The sequence below is a fragment of the Mesorhizobium sp. M1399 genome, from assembly GCF_040317735.1.
GTDB lineage: Bacteria > Pseudomonadota > Alphaproteobacteria > Rhizobiales > Rhizobiaceae > Mesorhizobium.
In genome coordinates this window covers 199,606-215,720 of sequence record NZ_JAMYKZ010000011.1, presented here as the reverse complement: position 1 = coordinate 215,720, position 16,115 = coordinate 199,606, and the positions used below count along the sequence as shown (strand labels likewise).

The window sequence follows — 16,115 nt, the reverse complement described above, 5'->3', positions numbered from 1 at the left end:
AGACAGGGATGACGAATGCAGAGGTTTTTCCGGTTTCACTCTGCAGCCGACGAAGAGGCAGCCGAGCGTCTTACCTGTCCGGCTCGTATTTCCCAGTGGTGGGTGTTGACGCGTCGATCCGCGTCGCTTCTTGCCCGAGGCGATCGTTAGGCGCGCCGTAGCGGCCGGGCCGCCGCAGCGGCGATATCTCCGCGCAATGCATGGATTTCCATGAGATGCAGCCGGGGCATCGCGGGACTAGATTTAGGCGGTGAGTTCGCCTGTCCAGATATTGAAAACAAGTGCTATATAAAGCGCTGACCGTCCCCAGGCTTTCTTTGTCCGACAGGAGAAGCCAATGACAGCAGCGTCCGACTCACTTGGCGAAATCGACCCCGAAGCAACGCTCGCGCTGCAAATCATCGAGAGTATGCCCGGCCACGCGTGGGCAGCCGATGCCGCCGGACGATTCACCTTTGTGAGCCCAAACACCGTGGCGTTCCTCGGCAACACGCATGAGGATCTTAACACCTCCGAAGACGACGATGAGTTCGGCTGGCGTCGAGCCGTCCATCCCGACGATTATGATCGTGTCGCCGCCAGATGGCGGCATTGCCTCGAAACCGGCGATCACTATGACACCGAGCATCGTCTGCGGCGCGCCGATGGCGTCTATCGCTGGTTTCGAAGCTCAGGACGACCTTTTCGCGATAGTCAGGGCCGCATCATTCAATGGTACGGCACGACAATAGACATTGAGGACCAGAAGCGGGCGGAGTCAGCATTGCGCGACCGCGAGCGGGAGCTCTCGCAGCTCGTGGACATGGTACCGAGTCACATCTGGCGGCTCGATCCGGACGGCGAGCCGATTTTCTTCAATAAGCGCATGGTCGATTTTCTCGGCCTGGACGTAACGGATATGGACAGACCGGGCATGAGCCGGCTGGCGGCGATGATACAGGCCGGCGTCCATCCGGACGATGCAGCAGCATTCGGCGATGCACTCCGTGGTTGCTTCGCTACCGGTGCGAGCTTCGCCATGCGCTATCGCCTGCGCCGTGTCGATGGCGTCTATCGCTGGATGTCGAGCCGGGCGGAGCCGATGCGCGATGACGCCGGCCGCATCGTCCAGTGGTACGGCCTCTGTCACGACATAGACGATCAGATGCACGCCGAAGAGGCGTTGCGGCGAAGCGAGCGACAATTGCAGCACATGATCGACGCCGTGCCGGTCCGCATCTGGAGCGTGATGCCGACCGGCGGGCCGGTCTACTTCAACAAGCGATACCAGGACCATTTCCGCTCCGTTATCGCGAACTTTGATGCTCTCGGCGAGCCGGGCATCGAAACGCTGCTGCACGAGGTTATTCATTCCGAAGATGCTCCCGAGGTGCAGCGCACGTTATCGAATTGTTTCGAAACTGGCGGCGGCTCCGCGATGCGGTTTCGCTGGCGCGAAAAAGACGGCACCTATCGCTGGGCTGAGTGCAGGGTGGAGCCGCGGCGCGATGACAACGGAACGGTCGTGCAATGGTACGGGGTTTCTCTCGACATCGACGATGAGGTGCGCGCGCAGGCGGCGTTGCGCAAAAGTGAGCGGCGCCTTCAGCAGCTTATCGACACCGTGCCCGCTTTGATCTGGAGTACGACACGGGAGGGAAGGCCATCCTACGTCAACAAGCGGTTCACCGACGTAACCGGGGCCACGCTCGGTGACATCACCGCCCCGGACGGCTCGCCGTCCCTGAGCGTGATCCATCCAGACGATATCGACACCGCACGGCAGGCGATCCGCCATTCATTCGCAACGGGCGTGCCTTACGTTCAGAGATATCGCCAACGGAGGGCCGACGGCGGCTATCGCTGGACCGAGACTCGCGCCGAGCCGCTGCGCGACGAAGATGGCAGCATCCTCCAGTGGTACGGCGTGAGCGTCGACATCCATGATCTGGTGACCACGCAGGCCGCATTGCACGACCGCGAACGAGAGCTCTCGCAGCTCGTCAACATGGTTCCGAGCTACCTCTGGCGGCTGTCTTCGAACGGCGAGCCGACCTTTTTCAACAGGCGCCTGATAGATTTTCTCGGCCTGGACATAGCGGACGCGGAAAAGCCGGACACGAGCCGGCTGGCGGCCTTCATTGCCAACGTCGTCCATCCCGACGATGCCGCCAGCCTGAGGGAAGCACTCAACAGCTGCTTCGCCACCGGCGAGCGCTTCTTCATGAAGTATCGCCTGCGGCGTGCCGACGGCGTTTATCGCTGGATGGAGGGCCGCGCGGAGCCGCTGCGGGACCAAGGTGGACGCATCGTCCAATGGTACGGCCTTACGCACGACATCGACGACCAGCTGCGCGTCGAAGAGGCGCTGCGCGAGAGAGAACGTGCGCTCTGGCAGCTCGTTGAAACGCTGCCGGCAATGATCGATTGCGCCGCTCCGGATGGCGAACCGATATATCGCAGCCAGCAGCTCCGCGAATTCCTCGGATACAATCTTGAGGAATTGGACGAAGCGGGAAAGTCCCGGCTGGCTGGCACACTCGACGCCGGTGTTCATCCCGACGACCTGACAGGTGTCAAAGAGAGATATGCCCATTGTTTGTCCACCGGCGAGCCGTATGCGCGACGGCACCGTCTGCGGCGCTTCGATGGTGAATATCGCTGGGTCGAGACGCGCGCCGCGCCGATGCGCAACGCTGAAGGTGCCATCGTGCAGTGGAACGTTATCTGCCTCGACATCGAAAATGAGGTGCGGACACAAGAGGAGCTTCGGCTGGCACAAGAGAGACTTGCGCGTGCGAGCCAGGCGGCGAGCCTTGCCGAACTCTCCGCATCCATCGCTCATGAGGTGAACCAGCCGCTGGCCGCCATCGTCGCCAACTCCAATGCATGCCACCGCTGGCTGTCCGCCGAGCCCCCGAACGTCGAGCGCGCGAAGATCACGGCCGAGCGCATCATCCGCGATGCCAACTCGGCAGCGGATGTCATCAGCCGCATCCGTGCCTTGTTCAGACCTTCGCTTGAAATGAGAACTAGCACGCCGATCCCCAGCGTGGTTGCCGAAGCACGTGACCTTATGGCCGAGGAAGCCATGCGGCGTCGCGTTCGCATGGACATCGACGTCGAAAGCAACCTTCCGCTGGTTGCGTTCGATCGCGTCCAGATCCAGCAGGTCTTGGTCAACCTCATTCGCAACGGCATGGAGGCGATGGACTCCACCGCGGGCGACAAGGTTCTCGGGCTGCGCGTGCGCCGGATAGAGGACACGATCCAGACCGAGGTCAGCGACCGCGGCCCGGGTATCGAACGTCCTAATAAGATATTCGAGCCGTTCTTTACGACGAAAGGGAACGGGATGGGCATGGGGCTCGCGATCTCCCGTTCGATCATTGAGTCTCACGGTGGACGCCTTTGGGTGGAAAATAGCGTGCCGCGTGGGGCGACATTCATCTTCACTCTCCCGGTTGAAGCGAAAGCTGCGCAATAAGTCGGGCGACACCTCGGCCACCGGCGGCGCTCAGCAAACGCTTGGTTTATTCAGCTTTCGGTGAGGGCCTCGCCGCCCCGCGCAATGCATGGATTTCCATGAGGTGCGGTTGGGGCGTGGCGGGATTAGGGTGGCGGTGTGAGTCCGTCAGCCCAGATCCAGCTACCAAGAGCAAGTGCTATACGAAGCGCCGACAATCCCCAGAGTTTGTTTGTCCGTCAGGGGCACCCGATGACGACAGCGCCCAACTCACTTGGCGAGACCGATTCCAACGCAACGCGCGCGTTAACGCATGACTTGGACCGATCCGGACCGGGAAGTGGCCGACCTTTCGCGACGAATGAACCGGGCCTGATTCGCGGCAACATGATCAGCGATCTTGAAAGAGGCAGGTTATCGCGCGTCTGGTCGCACCATCCCCAATTCTTGCATCTGGGGCTTTTTATTACGGCCTATGTCCTGGGCTGCGGCTTCGCCCAGTCGCTCGCAATCATACCTGGAACAGGGATTTCCATTTGGCCTCCGAGCGGGCTGTTCATCGCTACGCTTGTCTTCGCCTCCAGGTATAGCTGGCCGTGGTGGGTGCTGGGGGCCTGTCTGGCCGAACTGTTCAGCAACTTCTTGTGGTTCCACACTCCGCTGCCCGCGGCCTTCCTGATCTTTGCTGGCAACGCTCTTGAAGCGGTGGCCGGCGCATGGCTCGTGAACCAGACCTGCAAGCGCCCAGTTCGGCTGGAAACGTTGCGGGACGTTCTGGCATTCGTCGTACTGGCCGCTGGAATTGCGCCAGTTGCAAGCGCGACGGTGGGAAGTGCGGCGCTTGCGTGGTTTGGCATACAATCGCAAACCTTTGCGACGGCTTGGCCGCTGTGGTGGATCGGAGACGCGACGGGGGTCCTGATCGTAGCGCCACTGGCGCTGGTCGTGTTCCAGAACTGGCGCGGCAAGGCGCAGCTCTCAGCAGCGCGGTGGATGGAAGCTTGCGTCCTGGGGCTGATCTTTCTTGGTATCGCCGCCCTTTCCTTGAGCGGCTATCTGCCCTTCGCCTACATCATCATGCCGCCTCTTCTTTGGGCCGCAGTGCGCTTTGAGTTCAGAGGCGCCGCCGTAGCATTGACCGTCCTCGCTCTGATCACGGCGGTATTCACGATATCCGGCGCCAGCCAATTTGCCGGCGATCCCGAGTCCCAGAAGCACAACCAGATCATGCTGCAGCTTTTTCTGGCCATCTCGGCATTTTCGGCGCTCGTCGTGGCCGCCATATCCCGGCAGCATCAGGCGGCGGTGCTCACTTTGCGTGAAAGCCTTGAGGCATTAGGCGACCGGGAGCGGGAGCTCTCGCAGCTTGTCGACATGGTTCCGAGCCACGTTTGGCGCCTGAGGCCCGATGGCGATCCGACCTTTTTCAACAAGCGCATGGTCGACTTTCTCGGCCTGGACGTAACGGATTTGGACAAACCGGGCATCAGCCGGCTGGCGGCGATGATAGAGGCCGGCATCCATCCGGACGACGCAGCAGCATTCGGCGATACGCTCAGTCACTGCCTCGCCACCGGCGAGCGCTTCTCCATGAGGTATCGCTTGCGCCGCGCCGATGGCGTCTATCACTGGATGTCGAGCCGGGCGGAGCCGATGCGCGATCACACTGGCCGCATCGTCCAGTGGTACGGCCTCTGTCACGACATAGACGATCAAATGCAAGCTGAAGAGGCCCTGCGGCGGAGCGAATTGCAGCTTCAGCAGATGATTGACGCTGTGCCGGTCCGCATCTGGAGCGCGGTGCCGACCGGCGGGCCGGTCTACTTCAACAAGCGGTACCAGGACCATTTCCGCTCCGTGATCGCTGACTTCGAAGCACTCGGAGAGCCGCGCATCGAGGAATTGCTGCAAGAACTGGTTCATCCCGAAGATGCTCCCGGGGTGCTGAGCACGTTGCTGAATTGTTTCGAAACAGGCGGCGGTTCCGCGATGCGGTTTCGCTGGCGCGAAACAGATGGCTATCGCTGGGCGGAGTGCAGGGTGGAGCCGCGGCGTGATGAGGACGGGGCGGTTGTGCAATGGTACGGGGTTTCCCTCGACATCGACGAAGAGGTGCGCGCCCAGGAAGCGCTGCGACAAGCGTCCGACAAACTCGCGCAAGCGGCTCAGGCTGCAAGTCTCGCCGAGCTTTCGGCTTCGATCGCCCACGAGGTGAATCAGCCGCTGGCTGCGATCGTCGCCAACTCCCATGCATGCCACCGTTGGCTGTCCGCAGCACCGCCGAACGTCGAACGCGCGAAGATTACGGCCGAGCGCATTATCCGGGACGCCAACTCGGCGGCGGACGTCGTCGGCCGCATTCGCGCGCTGTTCAAGCAATCCACGGAGACGAGAACCAATGCGACGCTCAGCAGTGTCATCGCAGAGGCACGCGACCTCGTGACCGAGGAAGCGATGCGGCGGGGCGTTCGCATCAGCGTTGATATCGGAAGCGACATTCCGCTAGTCGCGTTCGATCGCGTCCAAATCCAGCAGGTTCTGGTCAATCTCATCCGCAACGGCATGGAGGCGATGGACTCTGGTGCGGACGACGGAGTTATCAAAATCCGCGTGCGCCATATCGGGGATGTTGTCCAGACCGAAGTCAGCGATCACGGCCGGGGCGTCGAGTTTCCCGACCGGATATTCGAACCGTTCTTTACCACGAAAGAGCAAGGGATGGGCATGGGACTGGCGATCTGCCGTTCGATCATCGAGTCGCACAGCGGGCGTTTATGGGTCGAGAAGAACGAACCACGTGGAGCGACGTTTATCTTCACGTTGCCGATTGAAGCGAAAGCGGCGTCATGACGACGGACGGCCAAATTGTCTTCATCGTAGATGACGATGAACGCATCCGGGAGGCGCTCAGTGAGCTGCTGGCGGCGCACGGCATGCGTGCCGTAGCGTTCGGATCGGCGGGCGATTATATCCGCGCTGACAAGCCGGACGTCCCTGCCTGCCTCATCCTCGATATCGAGTTGCCGGATATTAACGGCCTCGATCTGCAGCGGCAGATTGCCGAGGGCGATCATCCGCCGATCGTTTTCCTGACAGGACATGGCGATATCCCGTCCTCCGTGCGTGCGATCAAGCACGGCGCCGTAGATTTCCTGACTAAGCCCTTCAGCGATGCAGACCTCATGGCCGCAATCCATGCAGCGATTGCCCAGGATCGGGTACAGCGATCGGAGCGCGCTGAGCTGGGCGTGTTGAAGCAACGTTATCTCGAACTGACGCCGCGCGAACGTGAGGTGCTGCCGCTGGTGGTCAGCGGCCTGCTCAACAAGCAGGCGGCCGCTGAGCTGGGGATCAGCGAAGTTACGCTGGAAATTCATAGAAGGAACGTCATGCAGAAGATGGTCGCGGCGTCGCTCGCCGACCTCGTGCGCATCGCCGAGCGATTGGGAATACCGATCACGCACTCGCGCCGGGCAGGGGGGAGCTGAGGGTGAGCAAGCGGAGGCCTGTCGTGGCGATCGTCGACGATGACCCAAGACTGCTCGAGTCGCTGGAGGACCTCTTGGAGTCCGCCGGCTATGTGGCCCGCAGCTTCTCGTCGGCGAGGTCGTTGCTGGTCAGCGGCCTGTCTGGATTGGACATGCTTATCACCGACATCGGGATGCCCGGCATGGACGGCTTTGAACTTCGCGACCTGGTCAAGAAAGCGCGTCCGGATCTGCCCGTGTTCCTGATCACCGGCCGCCACGAGATAGTGGATCAGCACCGCGCCAAGGGCATTGGCAGGCTTTTCCGCAAGCCGTTCGATGGCCAGGCACTGCTTGCGGCGATCGGCGACGCCTTACGCAACCCAGAAACGGAGGCTAAACATGAGAGTTGACCAATTGCCCTTACGGAGATCGACGCCGTCATCACAGCAGCGGAGGGCTGAAGCCGAGCAGCCGCTGGTCATTATTGTCGATGATGATGCCTCTGTTCGGGAGGCGCTGTCTGAATTGATCCTGTCGGCGGGTTTTCTGCCGGTGTGCTTTACCTCGACCCGTGAATTGCTTGACGCCGACGTGTTGGAGAGCCCCGGCTGTTTGATCCTCGACGTGCGCATGCCAGGGACGAGCGGTCTCGATCTGCAGCACCATCTTGCGAAAAACGGCAACCCCAAACCAATCATCTTCCTGACCGGGCATGGCGACATCCCGATGACTGTCCAGGCGATGAAGGCCGGCGCCGTGGACTTTCTGACGAAACCGGTGCGGGATCAGACGCTGCTTGACGCCGTGATCGCGGGCATTGCGGTGGACGCCAAACGGCGGGCGGATGCCGTGATCGTCAAGCGCAACATCGAGCGCGTCGAGACGCTGACGCCGCGCGAGCGCGAGGTCCTGCGTGAAGTGGCGCGCGGGCGCCTCAACAAACAGGTCGCCTTCGACCTCGGCATCAGTGAAGTGACCGTCAAGCTTCACCGCGGCAATGTCATGCGCAAGATGGAAGCCGCTTCCATCGGTGAACTGATCCGGGCGTGGGAAACGCTGCCCGCGCCGATGCGCGAGGCCGGCGCGGCCAAGACTTTCGAATAGGCTGAACCATGCCTCCGTCCGATAAGATTCCCCGGCGGCGGGCGCTTCTTCGCTAAGAAAAGCTTGCCCAGGACGATCCGGACTCAGAAAAACCTTTATAGAGCTTAGAGCGATAACCGCCGCGTGTAATCTGATGTTGCGCTGCACTGCCAAGCTCCTGCCGCGCGTCGCCAGCTAGCAGCGGCGCATTGGGAAGCTTTGGAGCGGCCGTATCTCCATCACGACGACTATCGCTAATGTCGTGCCTTCAGGCATCAGCGAAGTTTAGTATGCTGGTGGCAGGAACTCGATCAGGGCCTTGGTGACGGCGGCTGGCTGCTCCTCCGGAACCCAGTGGCCTGAGCCCTCGACTACTACGGCGTGTACGTTTTCGGCGACGTGGCGGAGATGGTCTTCGTACATCGATCCCAAGCCACCTGAGCCGCTTATACCGAGTACCGGCATCGTTAGCTTGTGTTTTGCAAAGGCTTTGTTCTGTTCTTCGTCACGGGGAAAAGCCCGGTAATACTCGAAGCCTGCGCGCAATGCGCCAGGCTGGGCATAGGAACGGCCGTAGACTTCGTCGGCTTCGTTGTCGAACGCGCGAGCATTTACCCCCTCTGCATTGTGAAACCACTTTAAATACTCAAGCTCGCGACCGGCAATGAGCATTTCCGGTACGTCGCGTACGGAATGGAAGCGAAAATGCCAAGTGCGAGGGCCTTGGATCAATTCGTTCCATGGTTCGATGCCTGGCAGTGGGACGTCAAGGATGGCTAGTGTGGCGACTTCCTCCGGGTGCTGCGCCGCATAGGAATAAACCACCATGCCACCCATATCGTGGCCGACAAGATTGACGACCGGACCAAGGTTCAACTGATTGACGAGTGCGTGAATATCCTCGGCAATCGACGCCTTTTCGTAGCCGGCCGCAGGCTTGGCGGTGTCCCCCAAACCGCGCAAATCGGGCGCAAATACAGTGTAACCGCGCGCCACCAGTTGTGGCATCACAAAGCGCCACATGTATGAGGTCGTGCCCCAACCATGCAACAACACAACAGTTTTCGGCCGCCTACCGCCAGCAAATAGTGATAGACCACACCGTTAACATCGGCCTTGCCGTCGACGATACGTGCCGACAGGTCAGTCGATTGTCCGAGCGGCACGTCTGAGTGCGGAGCGTTGGCAGAAGTCGATGGTCCGGCAGCAAGGACCGCAATGAGGAAACCAGAAAGAAAGCTAAGGCGCATTAAAGCACTCCGGGATTGTGAGGTCCAAAGGCCTCCAAGAGCGGCAAATGCCGCTTAATGTCTATAAAACGAAAGCCAGCAGACTTTGGCCTGATAATCACACGCAGTATACGTAAGTATATACGCCTCTAACCGGCGGCGAGTTGATTCCTCAATATAAGGACCACATTGGCGTATCTTGTCGCGGTCCGTTCGGGCGGTGACTTGCTCGTGATCAGCCGCTTCTCGTTTGAGAAGCGGATCCTCATACGAATTGATAGGTTCGGTTTGTAGCGGCCGCCGCACGAGCGGCGGGTCGCGCACGGCGACAGCTCCAGGATCTCGGCGTGCCTGCCCTGCACCTTGGCATCGTATGACAGATGCTTCGGTAGAATAGGTTCGCGGCCCGGATCGGTGCATCCTGTTCCTCGCAAGCCATCACGACCGTCGCGTTTCTACCGCTCCTCGCTCGCTCCTCCCCGAACGCGACCGCACAGGCCGACTCGATGGTCGTGATGGTGAGCAGGATGTTCAAAGCACATGGATGGACATGATGAACAAAGACGGACTTTTCTCCGTCGGCGGATCTCGCCGCGATGTCTTGTTAGCAGGCCTGATCTCTACGGTAGCCGCCGGACTGCCCCGCGCTGCTTCGGCCGCGAGCCGAAAACAAAAGCTTTCCTCTTCCCCTTCCATCAAAGGAACCAAGACGATGAGCACCATCACGACCAAGGACGGCACCGAAATCTACTACAAGGATTGGGGCAAGGGTCCTGTCGTCACATTTTCGCACGGCTGGCCGCTGAATTCCGACGCCTGGGACGGACAGATGCTCTTTCTTGCCCATAACGGCTTTCGCGTCATTGCGCATGACCGGCGCGGCCATGGCCGATCGAGCCAGGCGACGTCCGGCAACGATATGAACGGCTATGCGGACGATCTTGCAGCCGTGATCGAGGCGCTGGATCTCCGGGACGCCACGCTGGTCGGCCATTCCACCGGAGGAGGCGAGGTTGCTCGCTATATCGGACGGCACGGGACGAAGCGGGTGGCCAAGGCAGTTCTTATCGCCGCTGTTCCGCCGATCATGGTGAAGACGCCGGCCAATCCGGAAGGCCTGCCGATCGAGGTATTCGACGGCATAAGAGCTGGCCTCGTCAAGGATCGTTCGCAGTACTACCGCGACCTCGCACCGTTGTTTTATGGCGCGAACAGGCCGGGCGCCAAGGTTTCCCAGGGGACTCTTGATCAGTTCTGGCTCTGGAGCATGCAGGCGGGTCTCGTCAACGCGTACGAAAGCGTCAAGGCGTTCTCCGAGACCGATTTTACCGAGGACCTCAAAAAGTTCGACGTACCAACCCTGGTCCTGCATGGCGAGGACGACCAGATCGTCCCCGTCAAGGACTCGGCAGTCAAGTCGGCCCGATTGATCAAAGGCGCAAAGGATATCTATTACCCCGGCGCGCCCCACGGGATCACGGCCACACACCAGGATCAGGTCAATGCTGACCTGCTCGCCTTCATCAAAGGATAGTACGCCCTCAGATACGACCGCATGTTGTCCGCACTTCCTCGGAGCCGCCGATGACCACCTTTGGCAATATTTCGCGCGCCCTGAACAGCATTTCAGGTGGCGCGCCAGGTCAAACCTTGTGCGCTCGCATAGCCGAGCGGTGGCCTGAATGCCGGTTCTGTCGGCTCATGTCCCGGATTGTGGAACCGAACCACTGCGCCATCGAGTTGGAGCGCTGGCAAAGGCGGCAAACATAGGCTGCGACAGGGCTGCCATTCGGGCAACTGCGCCTGTGCAGCGCGGAGGCGATCGTCGGCGTTTGACACTACGTCGCACTGTCGCCTTGAAGGCCAAAGCGCTCTCGAGGACGTCAAACTGGCTAATCGCCGGGAGTTTATCAATCGGTAGCCGTTTGCGATTGCCGCTCATTTTGGCGGTCTCAATTCGGCGTGAAATTTTCTTGGCCAGCAGTTGCGACCATCGCAGCAGCACCGGCACAATTTTTCGAAGGCAGGAGCGACATGGGCGCACTCTCAGGCAAGATCGCGGTGGTCACCGGCGGAAACAGCGGGATCGGACTATCGGCTGCAAAAATCTTTGCGGCCGAGGGCGCGCAAGTCGTCATTACCGGCCGCCGGCGGCAGGCGGTCGAGGAAGCGGTCGTACAGATCGGGGCAGGTGCGCTGGGCATTCAGGGAAATGTGGCCGACGTGTCGCACCATAACGAGGTAGCGCAGCAGATCCGCCAGAGGTTCGGGGCGCTCGACATCTATATGGCGAACGCCGGCATAAACACCATCACGCACTCGGCCGACGTCTCCGAGGCAGAATATGATGCGCAATTTGCCGTCAACACGCGAGGCGTCTTCTTCGGCGTCCAGAAGCTGATTCCGATCATGCGGAACGGCGGCGCAATCATCCTCCAGGCTCGCTGGCCAGCGAGAAAGTTCTGGACGGTCATGCTGTATACGCGGGCTCGAAGGCGGCCATAAATGCCTTTGCGCGCGCTTGGGCGATCGAGCTGAAGTCTCGCGGCATCCGGGTCAACGTGCTCAGCCCAGGTCCGGTGGATACGGCTATTCTCGATAAGCTAGGCATACCGTTTGAGCAGCGCGGGCTGTTTGAAAAGGCGATGGCGGAGGCAATACCCCTGGGCCGGATGGGCCAGCCGGACGAGCTGGCAAAAGCCGCCCTGTTCCTTGCCTCGGACGCGAGCAGTTTCATCACGGGCATCAATCTGCGGGTGGATGGCGGGATGGCAGTGCTCTGAGCCATGACTGCGAGATCGCGCCAATAGACCGCCGGTTATCGGCTGAGCAATCGGTCTTCCTCACGAAAAATTTTTTGGGAAGCTGCCGCACGAGTCGCGCCAAATAGGTCGGAGGCGACACGTTTTGTCGACGTGGCGCAAATTGAGCCACGTAAATAGCAAGTCGCATTGCAGGGATCGACGCGCAAGAGAGAAGTCGGCTCGCCAGGTTCTCGCCACGGCGGCAGCGGCGTCTTGCAAACACAGCTCTCCGGCCGCGCGCCCTCAGTGTCTGTTCCGGCGTCCGCCGACAATGCACACCCGGCATAGTAGATACCTCAATTATGCTGCAGGGCACCTGATCTCCCCGGTGACCTACCCTGCACCTTGGCATTGTATGACAGACCCTTCCGCACAATAGGTTGGCGGGCTGCGTCGGCGCATTCTCCTGAGCATTGGTCACCACAGGCCACACGGGAGAAAGCAAATGCGAAACATAACTCGAGCCCTGGCGCTCACCGCAGCGCTGGCCGCGTCGGGCGGCGGGATGGCGCAGGCCGCCAATTCTCAGCCCAAGCCGACGATCGTACTGGTGCACGGCGCCTTCGCGGAATCGTCGAGCTGGGACGCAGTCATCACCAAGCTCAGCAAAGACGGTTATGTAGCGATAGCCGCAGCTAATCCGCTCCGCGGCGTTGCCAGCGATGCGAAAGCAGTCTCAGCCATCGTCCGGTCGGTTTCCGGGCCGGTCGTGCTGGTGGGGCATTCGTACGGCGGGCCTGTCATCACCGAGGCCGCCAATGGCAATCCCAATGTAAAGGCGTTGGTCTACGTGGCGGGTTTCGCGCCGGATACCGGCGAATCGAGCCTTACGTTGTCAAGCATGTTTCCCGGCAGCACCTTGGGGAGCGCGCTTGCTCCGGTAGCGTTGCCGGACGGCGGGCAAGACCTCTTCATCGAGCCGGCCAAGTTCCGCGCCCAGTTCGCCGCCGACGTTCCGCAAGAGCAGACTTTGCTGATGGCTGCCACTCAACGTCCTGTTGCTCAGGCGGCTCTGGCTGAAGCCTCGGGCGTCGCCTCATGGAAGACGCTGCCGTCCTACATGATCTACGGCTCGGATGACCGCAACATCCCGGCAGCCGTCATGAGCTTCATGGCCAAGCGTGCGCACGCGGTAAAGACCGTCGTCATCGAGGGTGCATCCCACGCGCTCATGGTTTCGCATCCCGACGAGGTCACGTCACTCATCGAGGATGCTGCTGCATCGGTCAGTCAGTAGCAGGCTGGAAGCGCCTGCATCCGATCGAGCAACGAAAATAAACACGCAACACCAGGAGCTAGACATGAAGATCGTCGTCATCGGCGGAACCGGGCTGATCGGTTCAAAGACCGTGGAGAGACTGCGAAACAAAGGACACGACGTGCTTGCCGCGTCGCCGAATTCGGGCGTCAACACCGTTACGGGAGAGGGTCTGGCGGCCGCGCTTGCCGGTGCGCAGGTTGTTGTCGACCTCGCGAACTCGCCGTCGTTCGAGGAAAAGGCTGCCCTGGAGTTCTTCGAGGCATCCGGGCGTAATCTTTTTGCGGCCGAAACGGCCGCCGGCGTCCGTCATCACGTGGCACTGTCGGTCGTCGGTACCGACCGGCTGCAGGGCATGGGCTATTTCCGCGGCAAATTGCTTCAGGAAAAGCTGATCAGGGAATCCGGAATTCCTTACACCATCGTTCACGCCACTCAGTTCTTCGAATTCACCGCCGCCATCGCAAACACGGGCGCCGTCGGGGATACCATTCATATGTCACCGGCCTACTTCCAACCCATGGCGGCTGATAATGTTGCCGATGCGATGGCGGACGTCGCGCTTGCCGCGCCGTTGAACGGCATGATCGAAATTGCCGGCCCGGAGCGCGTTCGCATGAGCGAACTTGTCGAGCGCTTCCTGAAGGCCACCAACGACCCTCGCAAAGTCGTCTCGGATCCCGGCGCGCTCTACTATGGCCAGGTGGCAATCGACGATCGAACGCTTGTGCCCGGCGAGAATGCGCGCATCGGCGCCGTGCGTTTCGATGATTGGCTCAGCCGATACACACCACCGAAGTAAGCAATCATCGGATGGGCCCACCATTCGCATTACAACAAGGAGACCAGACATGATCAAAACACTTCTCTGCGCCGCGCTCACCGCCGCTTCCGTCACCGCAGCAATGGCCAAAGACGCCGCCAGCGTGAAGCTTGTCTACGACCAGGTTCTTCCAAACGTGCCTGGCAAGAGCATGAAAGCCGTGCTCGTCGAGTACGCGCCGGGGGGTACGTCGCCGGCCCATACCCATCCCAAATCCGCGTTCATCTATGCCACGGTCCTGGAGGGGACGATCCGAAGCCAGGTCAACGATGGGCCGGTGAAGACTTATCGCGCCGGCGAGAGTTTCTCGGAATTCCCGGGCGACCGTCATGCCGTCAGCGAAAACGCCAGCAACACGGAAGGCGCTCGTCTGCTTGCTATTTTCGTCGTCGACACCAGCGAAAAGGAACTGACGACGAACGCGAAATGAAATCGTGGCCCCCCGGACCATCGGGGCGTATGCGAAGGGACGGTCAGTGACATGAATTCGATCGCCAGCCGCACACTTGCGGGGATTTCGGTCCCCGATACACCGCTTGTTGGCCGGGCGATCGAGCATGCCCGCCAGCGATGTGAACCTTACTTGTTCAACCACGTGGTCCGATCCTGGCTTTTCGCGGCCCGGATCGGACAGATTCAGAATATCCAGCACGACGCGGAGGTTGTTGCCGTTGCAACTCTGTTGCATGACGTCACGCTCAATGAGGACTTCGCCGGGCCGCGCCGTTTCGAAGTGGAAGGCGCCGATCTCGCCCGCACCTTCGTTCGGGAAGGCGGCTTCGACGAGCGGCGCGCCCAATTGATCTGGGACAGCATCGCCCTCAACTCGACGCCGTCGATCGGCCTCTACAAGGAGGCTGAGGTGGCGCTTTGCACAGCCGGCATCTGCCTCGATGTCGTCGGCTTGCAATACAGCCTCGTTTCGTCAGCCGAGATTGCAAAGATCATCGGTGAGTTTCCACGCCTCCAAATGAAGCGACGGATGACTCGATGCTTTTGCCATATCGCCGAGGTCAGGCCGGAAACCACCTACGACAACTTTGCCCGGGACTTCGGCGAGCGCTTTGTTTCAGGCTACAAGGCGACTTCGGCAGTTGATCTTGTGATGAACGCTCCCTTCGAAGAGTGAACGCAGTTTCGATCCAGGTTCTATCGACACCGGTCGGTTCAGCCTCGCCCTTCAAGTGACCCAAACGCCGCGCACCTGTCGCATGCCTGCGGCAAAGCGAATTGCCGAGGGCAGCGTTCAGGGTGCCAATTTCCACCGCTTCCTATACTTCGGTTTAGGCGCCCCAAACCGATCGAATGGCAATACATATCATCGGCACGATAGCAACAGTTTGGCTCACCGGTCATTCTTACGATGCAATGGATTGCAAACACCTCAAGGAGATAAGTAATGAATATTGCAGCGTCACCGGTCGCTCCGAAAGGAAAAGCCGTCGCCCAACGCGCGAGTTATGCGGAGCAGTCGCCGGAACGTCTGAAGAAATTTATTGAATTTCTTGGTGAGACGCGAGAGGGGTCGATCGAAGAACCGATCCGCGACCTTGTTGCCGTCCGAGCCGCGCAACTGAACGGGTGCACCTTCTGCCTTGATATGCACGTCAAACAGGCGAAGATTCATGGCGAGCGCGAACTGCGCCTTTACCACCTGGCAGCCTGGCGGGATTCGACCCTGTTCGTTCCTCGCGAGCGTGCAGCCTTGGCATGGACGGAAGTCTTGACCAAGCTGCCCGAGCAGGGTGTCCCGGACGAGATCTACGATCGGGTCAGGTCGCAGCTTTCCGAGAAGGAAATCTCCGATCTGACCTTCGTCGTCATGGCGGTCAATTCTTGGAACCGTCTGAACATCGGCTTCAAACCGGTCCCGGGCTCGGGGGATGCGAAGTTTGGCCTGAGCAAAGCAGCGCTAAGCTAATCTTTGGAATGGGTCAGAATGGCGCTTGTTTTCGCGCCATTCTGACCGGCCAGGCAAAGGCGCCGACCTCGGCGACCAAACC

At 60.4% G+C, this 16,115-nt stretch carries 12 protein-coding genes and 3 pseudogenes; 14 read left to right on the top strand and 1 reads right to left on the bottom strand.

The features are described from left to right. The first annotated feature begins 337 nt into the window (after positions 1–337). The 7 genes and pseudogenes from NKH05_RS20870 to NKH05_RS20850 all read left to right on the top strand — a co-directional run bounded on the left by NKH05_RS20870 (position 338) and on the right by NKH05_RS20850 (position 8,019). Positions 338–3,466 carry a PAS domain-containing protein gene (locus tag NKH05_RS20870; protein ID WP_353025981.1) on the top strand — a complete coding sequence of 1,043 codons (3,129 nt, stop codon included), beginning with the start codon at positions 338–340 and terminating at the stop codon, positions 3,464–3,466. Positions 3,467–3,832: 366 nt separating this feature from the next. Next, positions 3,833–5,605 (top strand): annotated as a pseudogene (locus NKH05_RS20865) (MASE1 domain-containing protein); the annotation flags it as partial. A gap of 30 nt (positions 5,606–5,635) precedes the next feature. After that, positions 5,636–5,812: pseudogene (locus NKH05_RS33175) on the top strand (histidine kinase dimerization/phospho-acceptor domain-containing protein); the annotation flags it as partial. An 87-nt stretch (positions 5,813–5,899) separates the two neighbouring features. After that, positions 5,900–6,295, top strand: a complete 396-nt coding sequence (locus NKH05_RS33170) for a sensor histidine kinase (RefSeq protein ID WP_502896350.1) — start codon at positions 5,900–5,902, stop codon at positions 6,293–6,295. Next, positions 6,292–6,933, top strand: a complete 642-nt coding sequence (locus NKH05_RS20860; RefSeq protein WP_352449842.1) for a response regulator transcription factor — start codon at positions 6,292–6,294, stop codon at positions 6,931–6,933. The genes NKH05_RS33170 and NKH05_RS20860 overlap by 4 nt, the downstream gene beginning before the upstream one ends. 2 nt (positions 6,934–6,935) lie before the next feature. Then, positions 6,936–7,325, top strand: coding sequence for a response regulator (locus NKH05_RS20855; protein WP_352483835.1), 390 nt, complete (start codon positions 6,936–6,938; stop codon positions 7,323–7,325). Beyond that, positions 7,315–8,019 (top strand): response regulator transcription factor, encoded by a 705-nt coding sequence (locus NKH05_RS20850; protein ID WP_353026003.1) that lies wholly within the window; start codon positions 7,315–7,317, stop codon positions 8,017–8,019. The genes NKH05_RS20855 and NKH05_RS20850 overlap by 11 nt, the downstream gene beginning before the upstream one ends. A 264-nt stretch (positions 8,020–8,283) precedes the next feature. Here NKH05_RS20850 and NKH05_RS20845 read toward each other — a convergent pair whose 3' ends face one another. Beyond that, entirely contained in the window at positions 8,284–9,021 is a 738-nt protein-coding gene (locus tag NKH05_RS20845) for an alpha/beta fold hydrolase (RefSeq protein ID WP_353025979.1), read from the bottom strand. A gap of 756 nt (positions 9,022–9,777) precedes the next feature. On the opposite strand from NKH05_RS20845, the gene NKH05_RS20840 reads away from it, so the two are divergent. The 7 genes and pseudogenes from NKH05_RS20840 (at position 9,778) to NKH05_RS20810 (ending at position 16,033) form a co-directional block, all read left to right on the top strand. After that, a complete protein-coding gene (locus NKH05_RS20840; RefSeq protein ID WP_502913251.1) occupies positions 9,778–10,761 on the top strand; it encodes an alpha/beta fold hydrolase in 984 nt (327 codons plus the stop codon). A gap of 500 nt (positions 10,762–11,261) precedes the next feature. After that, positions 11,262–12,010 (top strand): annotated as a pseudogene (locus NKH05_RS20835) (glucose 1-dehydrogenase). A 466-nt stretch (positions 12,011–12,476) separates the two neighbouring features. Then, on the top strand, positions 12,477–13,268 hold the full coding sequence (locus tag NKH05_RS20830; protein WP_352751035.1) for an alpha/beta fold hydrolase: 792 nt from the start codon (positions 12,477–12,479) through the stop codon (positions 13,266–13,268). Positions 13,269–13,332: 64 nt separating this feature from the next. After that, positions 13,333–14,091, top strand: coding sequence for an SDR family oxidoreductase (locus NKH05_RS20825; protein ID WP_353025977.1), 759 nt, complete (start codon positions 13,333–13,335; stop codon positions 14,089–14,091). A gap of 49 nt (positions 14,092–14,140) precedes the next feature. Next, positions 14,141–14,542 (top strand): cupin domain-containing protein, encoded by a 402-nt coding sequence (locus tag NKH05_RS20820; RefSeq protein ID WP_353025976.1) that lies wholly within the window; start codon positions 14,141–14,143, stop codon positions 14,540–14,542. Between the two features lie 51 nt (positions 14,543–14,593). Next, positions 14,594–15,241 carry an HD domain-containing protein gene (locus tag NKH05_RS20815; protein WP_352716304.1) on the top strand — a complete coding sequence of 216 codons (648 nt, stop codon included), beginning with the start codon at positions 14,594–14,596 and terminating at the stop codon, positions 15,239–15,241. A 270-nt stretch (positions 15,242–15,511) separates the two neighbouring features. Next, a complete protein-coding gene (locus NKH05_RS20810; protein WP_353025974.1) occupies positions 15,512–16,033 on the top strand; it encodes a carboxymuconolactone decarboxylase family protein in 522 nt (173 codons plus the stop codon). Positions 16,034–16,115 lie beyond the last annotated feature (82 nt).